At 38.7% G+C, this 13860-nt stretch carries 15 protein-coding genes and 1 tRNA gene; 3 read left to right on the top strand and 13 right to left on the bottom strand.

Translation table 11 applies throughout. The annotated features are described in order from the left end of the window. Window positions 1–29 precede the first annotated feature (29 nt). Window positions 30–212 (bottom strand): hypothetical protein, encoded by a 183-nt coding sequence (locus Q9Q86_RS02870; RefSeq protein ID WP_004913435.1) that lies wholly within the window; start codon window positions 210–212, stop codon window positions 30–32. Window positions 213–422: 210 nt separating this feature from the next. Here Q9Q86_RS02870 and Q9Q86_RS02865 point away from each other — a divergent pair, with 210 nt between their 5' ends. Then, window positions 423–1655 (top strand): pyridoxal phosphate-dependent aminotransferase, encoded by a 1233-nt coding sequence (locus Q9Q86_RS02865; RefSeq protein ID WP_112986810.1) that lies wholly within the window; start codon window positions 423–425, stop codon window positions 1653–1655. 55 nt (window positions 1656–1710) lie between these two features. Here Q9Q86_RS02865 and Q9Q86_RS02860 read toward each other — a convergent pair whose 3' ends face one another. Next, window positions 1711–2133, bottom strand: coding sequence for a hypothetical protein (locus Q9Q86_RS02860; RefSeq protein WP_112986809.1), 423 nt, complete (start codon window positions 2131–2133; stop codon window positions 1711–1713). Between the two features lie 235 nt (window positions 2134–2368). On the opposite strand from Q9Q86_RS02860, the gene Q9Q86_RS02855 reads away from it, so the two are divergent. Beyond that, window positions 2369–2444: transfer RNA gene (locus Q9Q86_RS02855), tRNA-Asn, on the top strand. A gap of 97 nt (window positions 2445–2541) precedes the next feature. Here Q9Q86_RS02855 and Q9Q86_RS02850 read toward each other — a convergent pair. The 11 genes from Q9Q86_RS02850 to Q9Q86_RS02800 all read right to left on the bottom strand — a co-directional run bounded on the left by Q9Q86_RS02850 (window position 2542) and on the right by Q9Q86_RS02800 (window position 11843). Further along, on the bottom strand, window positions 2542–3198 hold the full coding sequence (locus tag Q9Q86_RS02850; RefSeq protein WP_112986808.1) for a tRNA-(ms[2]io[6]A)-hydroxylase: 657 nt from the start codon (window positions 3196–3198) through the stop codon (window positions 2542–2544). Between the two features lie 4 nt (window positions 3199–3202). Further along, on the bottom strand, window positions 3203–3931 hold the full coding sequence (gene pdxJ, locus Q9Q86_RS02845; protein WP_112986807.1) for a pyridoxine 5'-phosphate synthase: 729 nt from the start codon (window positions 3929–3931) through the stop codon (window positions 3203–3205). 54 nt (window positions 3932–3985) lie between these two features. Further along, window positions 3986–4693 (bottom strand): DNA repair protein RecO, encoded by a 708-nt coding sequence (locus Q9Q86_RS02840; protein WP_112986806.1) that lies wholly within the window; start codon window positions 4691–4693, stop codon window positions 3986–3988. 9 nt (window positions 4694–4702) lie between these two features. Next, a complete protein-coding gene (locus Q9Q86_RS02835) occupies window positions 4703–4906 on the bottom strand; it encodes an NF038104 family lipoprotein (protein ID WP_004913449.1) in 204 nt (67 codons plus the stop codon). 24 nt (window positions 4907–4930) lie between these two features. Next, window positions 4931–5956 carry a GTPase Era gene (gene era, locus Q9Q86_RS02830; protein WP_004953081.1) on the bottom strand — a complete coding sequence of 342 codons (1026 nt, stop codon included), beginning with the start codon at window positions 5954–5956 and terminating at the stop codon, window positions 4931–4933. A gap of 4 nt (window positions 5957–5960) precedes the next feature. After that, window positions 5961–6659 (bottom strand): ribonuclease III, encoded by a 699-nt coding sequence (gene rnc / locus Q9Q86_RS02825; RefSeq protein WP_004913454.1) that lies wholly within the window; start codon window positions 6657–6659, stop codon window positions 5961–5963. After that, on the bottom strand, window positions 6625–7005 hold the full coding sequence (locus Q9Q86_RS02820) for a DUF4845 domain-containing protein (protein WP_004959732.1): 381 nt from the start codon (window positions 7003–7005) through the stop codon (window positions 6625–6627). Before Q9Q86_RS02820 ends, rnc begins: the two co-directional genes overlap by 35 nt. Window positions 7006–7028: 23 nt before the next feature. Beyond that, window positions 7029–7892, bottom strand: a complete 864-nt coding sequence (gene lepB / locus Q9Q86_RS02815; protein ID WP_112986805.1) for a signal peptidase I — start codon at window positions 7890–7892, stop codon at window positions 7029–7031. A gap of 21 nt (window positions 7893–7913) precedes the next feature. Continuing rightward, entirely contained in the window at window positions 7914–9731 is a 1818-nt protein-coding gene (lepA, locus tag Q9Q86_RS02810) for a translation elongation factor 4 (protein WP_004913460.1), read from the bottom strand. Window positions 9732–9892: 161 nt separating this feature from the next. After that, window positions 9893–10351, bottom strand: coding sequence for a thioesterase family protein (locus tag Q9Q86_RS02805; protein ID WP_112986804.1), 459 nt, complete (start codon window positions 10349–10351; stop codon window positions 9893–9895). A 115-nt stretch (window positions 10352–10466) separates the two neighbouring features. Then, window positions 10467–11843, bottom strand: a complete 1377-nt coding sequence (locus Q9Q86_RS02800; RefSeq protein ID WP_112986803.1) for a Do family serine endopeptidase — start codon at window positions 11841–11843, stop codon at window positions 10467–10469. Window positions 11844–12219: 376 nt separating this feature from the next. On the opposite strand from Q9Q86_RS02800, the gene nadB reads away from it, so the two are divergent. Beyond that, window positions 12220–13857: an L-aspartate oxidase gene (gene nadB / locus Q9Q86_RS02795; RefSeq protein ID WP_171065690.1), complete on the top strand. Its 1638-nt coding sequence runs from the start codon at window positions 12220–12222 to the stop codon at window positions 13855–13857. The last annotated feature ends 3 nt before the right edge of the window (window positions 13858–13860 follow it).

The following is a 13860-nucleotide window of genomic DNA, read 5'->3' as shown; positions in this document are numbered from 1 at the left end:
TTTTTTATTTCAATCACACTGTGACTTGATTAACGCTTGCCCATTGAGCGACGTGTGCCACGTGGTGGCATCCAAGTACGATCAGCATACTGCTCAGGTTTTGGTCTCACCTGATTGTGTGTTGACTGCTCATCTGAGTCATCTTGCGCAGATGGCATCGGGAAAGGTAATTTCACCAAAGCTTTTTTGGCTTTTGGTTGTTGCGTACTCATTAAAATTCTCTCGAAATCTAAATTTCTAGCGGCTATTGTAAAGGATTTTTGATATTTTGATAAAAATAAAATATGTAAAAAAAAATCCTATAAATCTCCAGTATTTGGTAACTTTTTATTCGATTAAGGCAACTTTCGACCACACCTCAGCTTATTTGAGCTAAAATATAATGCTTTTTATTTTTTAATCCCATAAGAAGGAATAATGCCGTGGACGTACGTCTATCTGATCGTGTAAAGGCTATCAAACCGTCCCCTACACTAGCAGTTACGAATAAAGCTGCAGAGCTTAAAGCTGCTGGTAAAAACGTGATTGGTTTAGGTGCAGGCGAACCAGACTTTGATACACCTCAACACATCAAAGATGCAGCAATTGAAGCGATTAACAAAGGCTTTACAAAATACACAGCAGTTGACGGCACTCCAAGCTTAAAAAAGGCGATTATTGCGAAATTAAAACGTGATAACAATTTAGATTATCAACCTAACCAGATTTTAGTATCTTGTGGTGGTAAGCAAAGTTTCTTTAATTTGGCTCTTGCGCTCTTAAATAAAGGTGATGAAGTCATCATCCCTGCACCATTTTGGGTAAGTTATCCAGATATGGTGATCATCGCTGAAGGTACACCAGTGATTGTAAAATGTGGTGAAGAACAACGCTTCAAAATCACACCTGAACAATTAGAAGCTGCGATCACACCAAATACTCGTTTGTTAGTACTTAATAGTCCTTCAAACCCAACAGGTATGATTTATACCAAAGCTGAGTTAGAAGCTCTTGCTGACGTTCTACGCCGTCATCCGCAAGTTTTAATTGCATCAGATGATATGTATGAACCAATCCGTTGGGAAGATGAATTCTATAACATTGCGACGATTGCTCCTGATTTATACGACCGCACTATCGTACTCAATGGCGTATCTAAAGCTTATGCAATGACAGGCTGGCGTATTGGTTATGCTGCAGGTCCAGCAAAACTAATCGGTGCGATGAAAAACATTCAATCACAATCTACATCGAACCCAACTTCAATTTCACAAGTTGCAGCTGAAGCCGCATTAAATGGTCCACAAGACGTCCTTCAACCTATGATTGAAGCATTTAAGCGTCGCCATGACTTAGTTGTGAATGGTCTGAATGAAATCAAAGGTATTTCTTGCTTACCAGCAGATGGTGCATTCTACGCATACGCAAACATTCGCCCATTGATTCGTGCTAAAGGCTTAAAATCTTGCACAGAGTTTTCTGAATGGTTGCTCGAAGAAACTGGTGTAGCTGTTGTACCAGGTGATGCATTTGGTTTAGGTGGCTTTATGCGTATTTCATATGCAACTGCGGATGAAGTGTTGGTAGATGCTCTAACGCGTATTAAAAATGCTGCTGATTCAATCGAAGGCGTTGATGCTGCAATTGCTTCTATTGAAGCAGAGAAAATAGCTTAAATATTAAAAAATAAAAAAGACCTGTCTTGTACAGGTCTTTTTTATTTCAGAAATTTTAAACACGTTTTGGACGACTTAATGTCAAATAATGACAATAGAAAGGGAAACTTTCGTTCAAAGCAATTTTTTGGACTTTATTTTCTAAAGTATTCCAAGCATATGCATAGGCTTGTTTAAATAAACTATTCTTTTTAAAAGCGAAAAGAAATAAAGAGTTTTGACCATTTACCCCATCTTGTGTTGGCAACAAATAATGCGATTTTGCTAAGGTCTTAAGCTGATGCTCAGTCCATTTATCACTTAGCCAAAGTTGTAATAAATCACCTAAATATAAGCGCTCATCACTAAAACTTGCGAAATGAATATTTGCGCTTTCTACGACTTGATAATATTGGGAAGGATCGTTAATTATATTGAGATAATTTTGCTTATAGAAAGAAAAATTAGAAAAAATAGATTCAATACAAAGAGTAGTCATTTCGACCTCCGATTTAGCCATTTTAGTGCTGGCAAGTTGGGTTAAATCCACACTGTTTAGACTGATCTAAACACTTTTGTTAAATCAAAATCTAACAACAGCCTCATCAAAATTCAAGTTTTTTTTATAGACTTTGCTCAACTGTGCAAATAAAAAGCATCCAACATCAAAATATAAGAAACTTGATGTTTTTCGCTTGACCGATTTTAAAAGCCGCCTATAATGGCACTCAGATTCTCCCATAGCTCAGTCGGTAGAGCGACGGACTGTTAATCCGCAGGTCCCTGGTTCGAGCCCAGGTGGGAGAGCCAAGATTCAAAAAGCCTTTATCTTTGATAAAGGCTTTTTTATTGCAAATATAAAATTTAAATGCCCCTATTTCTAGAGGCATCTTGATCAATTCATTTTTTAAGCAGCAATATTTGCAGGAACACCACTATGAAAACGGAAAGTATCATCTGGGCTTAAAATTAAATTCTTTTCAACCTCACGTATATGATCAATACGCTTCTGAATATTCTCTTCAGGGTCTTTCAATTTTGCTGTTTTAGCTACATCTAAAGCCAGCGCTAAATAATCTTCAAAATGACGAGACTCTGACTTAAGCAAATATCGATAATAACGCCCCAACTCATCATCAACCTTCGGTGCGAGTGAGTAAAATCGCTCACAAGAACGTGCCTCAACGAATGCACCAATGATCATCACATCAATCAAAGCTTCAGGTTCATAAGTACGAATTTCTTTGCGTAATTCCCCCGCATACCGCCCCGCACTTAAGCCTTTCCATTCTAAACCACGCTTAGTCATGAACTCTAACACTTGCTCATAGTGCAGCATTTCTTCACGAACTAATTGTGCTAACTTTACTTGCAGGTCAGTAAAGAAACTATAACGGAACATTAAATTCATCGCTGTTCCCGCAGCCTTTTTTTCACAATTCGCATGGTCTTGCATTAAGATATCTAAGTGATTAACAGCTTCATCTAACCAAGCTGGAGGAGTCGTACACCCTAAGAAATCAATAACAGGTTGCATTAACTCATCGTAGTTTAAATTGCTCATCCAATTATCTCTCAGCCGCCTGAATTGCTGCTTTCATATCTTTGACTGCTTGGGCTAAACCTACAAATATACTATCCGAAATAATTGAGTGCCCAATATTGAGTTCATGAATTTGTGGAATCGCAGCAATGGGTGCAACATTATTTAGGTTCAAACCATGTCCTGCATTCACAACTAACCCTTTAGCTGCTGCATATTCAGCACCTTTGATAATGCGTTCCAATTCAGCATGTTGTTCTGCTTCAGTTTCAGCATCAGCATAAGCACCCGTATGAATCTCAATGGTTGGAGCACCGCATGCTACTGCAGCATCAATTTGAGCAAAATCAGCATCAATAAATAAAGAAATATCACTACCAATCGCTTTGAGTGCCTCAGTAGCCGCTTTGACTTTATCAAAATGACCTACCACATCCAAGCCCCCCTCAGTCGTTACTTCTTGGCGACGCTCTGGAACAAAACATACATGTTGTGGTTTAATTTCTTTGGCAAACTCAACCATTTCATCGGTAACAGCCAATTCAAGATTCATACGCGTTTTCAATAAAGGACGCATACGACGAACATCATCATCTTGTATATGACGACGGTCTTCACGCAAATGCAAAGTGATCCCCTCAGCGCCTGCTTCTTCACAGATTAAAGCAGCTTGAACTGGATCAGGATAAGTAGTACCACGTGCTTGTCTTAATGTCGCAACATGATCAATATTTACACCCAATATTGCAGCCATAAAAATATCCTATAGGTTATTACACAAAGCAGTTCAGATACTGCCTCAAGAGAATTAAGATTGAGTATTTTGAATCCACAATTGCCGACTTTTTAAAGGGCGATCGCCCAATAATGCGCTAATCATCTGACGATATAGTTTACTCAATAATTGCAATTGCTCGTTAGCAAAATCCTGTCCAAGCTCATAACTTTGCATCGATGCGATTAAACGTCCTTCTAACGTAGATCTAGATGCTTGTGCAACAGGCATAAAACCATCATTCAGTTGAAATTGGTAATGCTGAAAAGCAAGAATTTCTTGTTGATTTGCATCAATCGAAAAATCTATTGCATAACCAAGTTCTTGCAATAGAACATGTTCAAATTTACGTAAAATCTGTTTCAAAAATACTGAGGCTTGCGGATGTGAAGCTAATTGTTGTAACTGCAACAATATCACTTGGTATTGTTGAAAAGTTTGCGACATGGCTTCTTCTAGGGGACATAAACGCAATACAATTTCATTTAAATAAAATCCAGCAAAAAAAGCATCACCATGAAAAAAAACAGGCTGATTTAGAATTTCTAATTTAGTGAAATTTTTGAGTTCCGACTTACCTGAAGCTTGTAAGCGAATTGGCTGGTATTGTGGAGGAGGCGTTTGCCTTAAAATTCCATCCACGCGCCCATATTCTTGTGTAAACAAATGCACAATATGACTTTTTTCACGGTATTTACGATGGTGAATTAAATAACCATGTAGAACTTCATTGCGCATCATATGACAAGATCAGTCCTTGTCTTCCCCATTGTCTTTCTGCTCTTCATCATCACCATCAGGAATGACTGCACCAACTACAGCAGCAGTGCCTTTTACAACACCTTTAGTGGTCTTATAGGCAACTTTAACAGGTACGGTTACAAGTTTGTGAATACAACCTTGCAACATGAATACACACATCAGGATAGCAAATACATGTATTGATTTTTTCATACCTGTTCCCTTGTACATTATTGCTTAGATGTCACTATAACCCAAGCTTTTGAGCGCACGCTCATCATCAGACCATCCGCCTTTAACTTTCACCCAAAGCGTCAACATGATCTTTTGTTCAAACATTTTTTCCATGTCTGTACGTGCATCCATACCAATACTTTTTAGTTTCGCACCTTTGTCTCCGATGACAATTGCTTTTTGACCTTGGCGCTCGACAAAAATCGTTGCATCAATATAAGTACAAGGTGGCTTTAGACGACCAGTTTTTTCATTTACTGTCGCTTCTTCTGTTTTAAACGATTCAATTTGTACCGTTAAATCATATGGAAGTTCTTCACCCAACTGACGCATAATTTTCTCACGAATAATTTCACTCGCAAGAAAACGTTCAGAACGATCGGTAATTTGGTCTAATGAATATAAAGGGGCTTGATAAGGCAAATATTTTTCAATAGTGTCACGTAAATGTTCTAGATTAGCACCACGTAGTGCCGACACTGGAACAATTTCAGCAAAGTCCATTAATTTGGCACGTTCACGAATTAATGGTAGAGCTTCATTCTTATTTTCAAAAGTATCTAGCTTATTGATCACCAGAATGACTGGCATTTCTGCATTCTTAAGTTTCTCTAAAACCAACTCATCATTTTGAGTCCATTTTTGAGCATCGACCACAAATAAAACTAGATTCACATCTCGTAATGCTGAATGTGCAGCACGATTCATCATTTTATTAATCGCACGCACTTCTTTTTTGTGCATCCCAGGTGTATCTACAAATACAGCCTGAGATTTCTCACGTGAATCAATACCGACAATTTTATGACGTGTCGTTTGTGGCTTACGTGAAGTGATCGAAAGCTTTTGACCTAACAAGTGATTCATTAATGTCGATTTACCAACATTAGGACGACCCACAATTGCAACGAAACCGCTTTTAAAGTCGGAAGGAATTGTTGTCCCTTGCGAGCTAAAGAACTGATCAATTAAATTATTACCATCTTGCGACTCAATTGCATCTGGCTTATTTTCATTTGAATGAGACATTCGGTTATTGCTCCAATAATTTTAAAATTTCGGCTGCTGCAGTTTGTTCAGCAAAACGCCGACTTGAGCCCTCACCAATAAATTTTGGCATCCCTTCAACATTGCATTCAACTTTGAAATGTTGGTTAGGTGCATCACCTTGAATATCTACAACCTCGTAAACTGGGAGAGGTTTTTTACGTGCTTGTAAATACTCTTGCAGGCGTGATTTCGGATCTTTGAGCTGATCTGTCGGTTCGATATGATCTAGATAAGGCTCATACCATTTTAACACAATGCTTTGCAGTAGATTTAGGTCATTACTATCTAAATAAATCGCACCAATAATTGCTTCCACAGTATCAGCCAAAATAGACTCTCGATGATGTCCACCTGATTTTAGCTCACCTGTACTTAAGATTAATGACCGACTCAGCTGTAGGTCATTCGCAATTTTCCCCAAAGCTTCTTGACGGACCAAAGTCGCACGCATTCGCGTTAAACGTCCTTCATTCTCTTTAGGATATGTGTGATAAAGATAATTAGCGATGATCATCCCTAATAATGAATCGCCTAGAAATTCTAGGCGCTCATAGTTATGCTTATGGCTCACAGAACGATGAGTCAATGCCAGTTTTAACAAATCAAATTGTTGAAACTGATGACCTATTCGATTCTGTAGTCGAGCGTCATTCAGCTTGTTGTTTGGCAGATTTTTGGTCAAAAGTCTTCTCAAAAGTCATAACTAAACTAATATTAAGCATGAAAGGCTTACGCACTTCATACTTTTTCTTAACGATTAAATCATCTTTATAAGTCACGATTGCAACATCTTTAAATCTCAAATCCCGAACGCCATTCATATCTAGACGTTGATCCATTTGCTGAGCAAACTTTGCTGGTGTGATATTTTCTGGACTATCCTTTAATACACCTTCGATTTGAGTATTGATGATTTTATCGTCCCAATACGCTGGCCATATCGCAATGGCAGCTTTAACTGCAATTGCAAAAAGAACCACCCCAAATAAAATAGCAATATACGAAGCCCCTTGCTGAGATTTACGCATTTTATATTTCCTATGTGTTTTTATTAATCAATCTTACCATTTCGGTTAAAACTTGGAAGATTAAAACCAGGCTCTTTATGCATCCAAATATAGAATGCTCGTCCAGTTAAATTTTCTTCCGGTACAAATCCCCAAAAACGACTGTCCGCACTTTGATCACGGTTATCACCCATTGCGAAGTATTGCCCTTTCGGTACAGTTACCTCCCAATCCTGACCATTACTTTGAATGAATACGTCATTTGCTTTTGCAACAAATGGTACTAAAGCTTCAGCACCTTTTAACTGAGCGAATTGATATTGTTCTGCTAGTGGGTTACGCCCATCTAGATAACGAATTAAATGCTGATGCTCACCCAAAGTCTCTTTAAAATAATACACAGTCGGTGTTTCTAATTGATCTTTTGCTCGATTTACTTCAGTGGCAACTTTGGCTATTTGTTTACCATTGATAATCAATTGCCCAGATTTAAACTGGATATGGTCTCCAGGTAATCCAACTACACGCTTAATATAGCTAATTGTGGGCTGTGGAGGGTATCTAAAAACAATTACTTCCCCACGATTTGGCTCACCAACATCGAGTACTTTTGAGTTCACAATTGGTAGACGCACGCCATAATCAAATTTGTTGACCAAAATAAAATCCCCAGTCTCTAAGGTTGGCACCATAGAGTCTGAAGGAATATTAAATGGCTCATATAAGAATGAACGTAAAACCAAAACAACAGCTAAAACTGGCCAGAAGTCATAGGCCCATGTGATAATAAAATTTTCCTGATCACGACCTTTATTTGCACGCTGTTTAAATACAAACTTATCAAGCAACCACACTAGAAAAAAAATCAGTGTGGCAGGTACTAAAATCAAATTAAAATCAAAATCCATGGGTGAGTCCTAATTATTTCTTTATCGTTCGACTTTCAATACAGCTAAGAAAGCTTCTTGTGGGATTTCAACACTTCCCACCTGCTTCATGCGCTTCTTACCTTCTTTCTGTTTTGAAAGTAATTTCTTCTTACGAGACACGTCACCACCGTAACATTTTGCCAATACGTTTTTACGCATCGCTTTTACAGTAGAACGAGCAATAATTTGTGCACCAATCGCTGCCTGAATTGCAACATCGAACATTTGACGAGGGATCAAATCCTTCATCTTTTCAACCAAAGCGATTCCGCGATGGCGAGCATCCTGACGATGACAAATCATCGCTAAAGCATCAACTTTCTCACCATTAATTAATACATCAACCTTAACTAAAGATGAACTCTCAAAACGTACGAAGTTGTAATCGAGCGATGCAAAACCACGTGAGCAAGACTTCAATCGATCAAAGAAGTCCATTACCACTTCAGCCATTGGGATTTCAAATGTGATAGACACTTGGTTTCCAAGGAATTTCATATCCTTTTGCACACCACGACGCTCTACACACAAAGTCATCACATTACCTAGATACTCTTGAGGAACAAGAATATGACATTCTGCAATTGGTTCACGCAAATCTTCGACTGTTGATCCATCTGGCATTTTTGATGGACTGTCGATATAGATGGTTTCACCTTTTTTGGTGAGTGCTTCATAAATTACAGTAGGTGCTGAACTGATTAAATCTAAATCATACTCACGCTCTAAACGTTCCTGTACGATTTCCATATGCAACATACCAAGGAAGCCGCAACGGAATCCGAAACCTAATGCATCTGAGCTTTCAGGTTCAAAAAACAATGCCGAGTCGTTAATTTGCAGCTTTTGTAATGCTTCACGGAATGGTTCAAAGTCGCTAGAATCAATTGGGAAAAGCCCAGCATAAACTTGCGGTTTAACCTTTTTGAAACCTGGTAGAGTGGCAACATCAGGTGTCGATGATAAAGTAATGGTATCACCTACTGGTGCACCAAAAATATCCTTAATCCCCGCAATAACGAAACCTACTTCACCAGCTTCTAGGATATCGGTCTCAGTATGCTTAGGATTGAAAACACCAACTGAAGTAACTGGATGTGTTTGACCAGTCGATTTCACTAGCATTTTATCGCCTTTGCGGATACGACCTTGTTTGATACGAACAAGTGAAACCACACCGAGATAATTATCAAACCATGAATCAATGATTAAAGCTTGTAATGGAGCTTCACGATCACCTTCAGGTGCTGGAATAACGTCAACCAAACGCTCTAAAACACCTTCTACACCCAAGCCAGTTTTTGCTGAACATGTTGGAGCATCAGTTGCTTCAATACCAATGATTTCTTCAATCTCGTGAATAACACGCTCTGGCTCAGCTTGTGGAAGATCAATCTTATTTAAGATTGGTAATACCTCCAAGCCCTGCTCAATTGCTGTATAACAGTTCGCTACAGACTGAGCCTCAACACCCTGTGCAGCATCGACCACCAGTAATGCACCTTCACAAGCAGCTAAAGAACGTGACACTTCATATGAGAAATCTACGTGGCCTGGCGTATCAATAAAGTTAAGCTGATATTCTTGACCATTTGGATGTGTGTAGTACAAAGTAACGGATGCAGCTTTAATGGTAATCCCACGTTCGCGCTCGAGCTCCATTGAATCCAGTACTTGTGCTTGCATTTCACGATCTTGCAAACCACCACACATTTGAATAAAACGGTCAGCCAAAGTGGACTTACCATGGTCAATATGAGCAATGATCGAGAAATTTCGTATATTTTTGATATCTACGGATTTTTTAGCTTGCGCCATGGGTTACCTTGAGAATATTGAACGCTCATAACTTTTTAGTTGCTATAAGCCAAAACGGTTTAACAAAATTGTTGCCGATTATAACAGAAGCCAATTTTAAAGTATTCAAAATAATTATCTTGCTTTCAAAACCTATCGCTTTAGCTTACTCGCGAAGTAACTTAATCCACTTGATGGTATAAAACTGAGAAATCCATAGGATCGAGCTGAGCGGAAATAGGTTGATATGCTTGTGTGAAGCTTGGTGACATACGTTTTGGACGCCCTGTCGAAATTTCAATACAAGCCCACTTAGTATTACCCATAAAAATAATGCTTTGATCTTTAGGTCGATAAAATGCGTACTGACGAAATGAATAAAGTGCATTTAGATCGTCTAGCCAAGTTCTTAAAATAATTTCTTCACCTTCAAGCGCAGCTTTCCGATATTGGACATGATGCTCGACTGCCACCATCGCATGCTTAAGTTCAAAATACTGTTTTAACCCCAAACCTAAAGCTTCGATATGTGCTGCAGCTACATCTTGCATCCATTGGACATATATCACATTGTTAACATGACCCAATACATCTATATGCTTAGCTTCTACTTGAATTTTTAAATCAAAAATTGTGCTCATATTACTTATTAATCACTAAATTCAACGATCATGGCATACACTAGTGCAATCTAGTTCCAATTTCAAAAATAAAAACCACCCAAAATTTGGGTGGTTTCAAGACCATTAATCTTATTTAAGGTAAGCGTAAACCTAAAATTGCACGTTGCCCTTGGCGAATAATTGCAACTCGCGCAACACTATTTTTTGGTAAAGCAGCTACCGTTTTTGCAAACATCTGACTGTTTGTAATCGGAGTTCCGTTCACCTGAATAATCACATCACCCGCGACGATATTAGACAATGATGCTAATCCACCACGCTTAACATCTTGAACTAGAATTCCACCATTAACATCCAAGCGAGTTTGCTCTGCTTGAGTTAAATTACGGATACTCATCCCTAAACCACTTGTTGGATTATTCTTATCTTCTGCAGCTGGCGTATCATCTGGCGCGGTGCCAAGTGTTGCCGATATAGTACGAGTTCTATCATCTCTTAAAACATCTAATTGAATCGTTTGGTTCGGTGCTACCCGATTAAGCACATTTAACAAATCACTTGTGCGCAGAATTGAATTTCCATTAATTTTCAAAATCACATCACCCGACTTCAGACCTGCTTTTTGAGCTGGCGATTTAGGTGTAACTTGTGTGATGAGAGAACCTTCAGGTTTTGGTAATTTATAAGCCTCTGCTAGGTTACGATCAATATCTTGCAACATCACACCAAGATAAGAACGTGTCACTTTACCATTCACTTTTAATTGCTGAACAACATCCATCGCAACATCAATAGGAATAGAGAATGACAATCCCATATAACCTCCAGTTCCACTGAAGATACGCGAGTTAACACCAATCACTTCACCTTGTTGATTGAACAAAGGACCACCAGAGTTACCTGGATTTAAAGCGGCATCAGTTTGAATAAAAGGAACAGAAGTTTCACCACTCATATTTCGAGACTTTGCACTTACAATTCCAGCTGAAGCTGAATAATCAAAACCAAATGGCGAACCAATCGCGAGAACAGGCTCACCAACTTTGAGTCGATTCACATCACCAATTTTTAATTCAGGAAAATTATTGCCATTCACTTTGAGAACAGCAACATCTGTTCGCTCGTCACTTCCCACTAAGGTTGCATCGAGTTCACGACGATCATTTAGGGTGATACTAATTCTGGATGCATTCTCAATTACATGATGGTTGGTAACTAAATAACCATCTTTACTAATGAAAAATGCGCTGCCGTAGGCAGTTTTTTCTTGTGGTCCCTGCTGCTGTGGGATAATGATCTGATTACCAAAAAAACGACGTAGTATTTCGGGTACTTGTTGCTGTAATAACTCTTCCTGAGTCATTTTCTTGACAACATTTACACTCACTACCGCAGGACTAACCTGTTCTACGAGGTTTGAAAAATCTACTGGTGACGCAGCATTTACTTGTACAGCTGCTACTGTAAATACCGCAGTGAACAATCCTTGTTGTATATATCGACTTTTCATAGAAGCAAGAACCTACATACTGATGATGGAATAGAAATTTAAGCTAATGTTTTATCATAAGCTACATTTTTATTTCGTTAAAAAATGTTTGTATTTTCGGGGTATACAAACAAATTTAAAAATAAAATTATGGAGAAAATGTGGAGAAATATATTCTTCCTAATTACCTCTTGAGTTTCTATTGAATTACTTAAATAGAAATTAAAACCATGTTGCTTCACGTAACTTATGTTCAATCTGTGTGAAAAGTTTAATTCTTGGCATATAGACTAATTATCTGGTTATTCGCTAAAAATTCGCGCAATTCTAAGCAGAATAGCACTTGCCTTTTTTACAAAAAAGCGGTGTCATTAGCGAACGTTTGATATTGAAGCAGATCGACATGCCTGATTTAGAAACAATTCATCATTTTGACGTGATTATTGTAGGCAGTGGTGGTGCAGGTTTAAGTCTCGCACTTTCTTTACCTCATCATTATAACATTGCAATCTTAGCTAAGGCTGAACTAACTGAAGCTAGCACTTACTATGCTCAAGGTGGTGTTGCTGCGGTATTGGATGAGACTGATTCGATTCAACAACATATTAATGACACTATGATTGCAGGCGGACATCTTTGTGAGTTAGATGCTGTCAAACATACGGTTGAAGGTGGTAAGCCTTCTGTAAATTTCTTATTAAAACAAGGTGTCCAGTTCACTCTAGACGATGATGAACAACTTCATCTCACCCGTGAGGGTGGCCATTCGCAGCGTCGAATCATTCACTCGGCTGATGCAACTGGTAAAGCCATTTCAACGACCCTAGTTGAACGTGCGAAAGAACGTAAAAATATCACTATCTTTGAAAACTACATTGCAATTGATCTTATTACCTTGCACAAACTTGGTCATCTAGATCAAACCAACCGTGCAATAGGTTTATATGCTCTTAATGAAAAGACTGAGCAAGTTCATACTTTCTTAGCACCTTTTACTGCATTAGCATGTGGCGGTGCAATGAAGGCATATCTCTATACATCTAATCCAGATATTGCTACAGGTGATGGTATTGCGATGGCGTATCGTGCTGGTTGTCGTGTAGCAAACATGGAGTTTAATCAATTCCACCCAACGTGTTTATACCACCCTAAAGCACGCTCTTTCTTAATTACTGAAGCAATGCGTGGTGAAGGTGCGTACTTACGTCTACCTGACGGCGAGCGTTTTATGCTTCGTTTTGACGAACGCGCTGAACTGGCGCCACGCGATATTGTGGCACGTACCATCGACCATGAAATCAAACGTCTAGGTATTCGTCATGTGTGGTTAGACATCACACATAAATCACCTGAATTTATTATTGAACACTTCCCTACGCTATATGCTCGTTTGCTTGAACTCGGAATTGATATTACCAAAGACATGATTCCTGTTGTTCCTGCTGCTCACTATACCTGTGGTGGTGTAGTTGTAGATTCTAATAGCCAAACTGATCTCGATGGTTTATACGCGATTGGTGAAACTTCTTATACAGGTTTACACGGCGCAAATCGTATGGCGAGTAACTCGTTACTTGAATGTTTCGTTTATGGTATGAGTGCAGCAGAAGACATTCAAAGCAAACATAATCTGAACTTTGAGTTTCCAAACGTACCATCTTGGGATGAATCGCAGGTTACTGATGCTGACGAAGATGTTGTGATCTTACAAAACTGGGACGAACTACGTTCAACCATGTGGAACTACGTCGGTATTGTTCGTACGACTAAACGTCTACAACGTGCGTTACATCGTATCGAGATGTTGAAGCGTGAAATCAATGAATACTATCAAGATTACCGAGTCAGTAAGAACCTGATCGAATTGCGTAACCTCGTTTTAGTTTCTGAAATGATTGTACGTTGTGCGATGGAACGTAAGGAATCTCGTGGTTTGCATTACACGCTTGATTACCCAGAGCTTTCAAACGAAATTCGTAAGACAGTGTTAACCCCACCAAACTTTAAGGTGGAACAGCCGTTGGTAAATGAGTAATAC

This window comes from Acinetobacter sp. A22 (genome assembly GCF_030913345.1).
Classification (GTDB): Bacteria; Pseudomonadota; Gammaproteobacteria; order Pseudomonadales; family Moraxellaceae; genus Acinetobacter; species Acinetobacter junii.
This window is presented reverse-complemented; position numbering and strand designations above follow the sequence as displayed.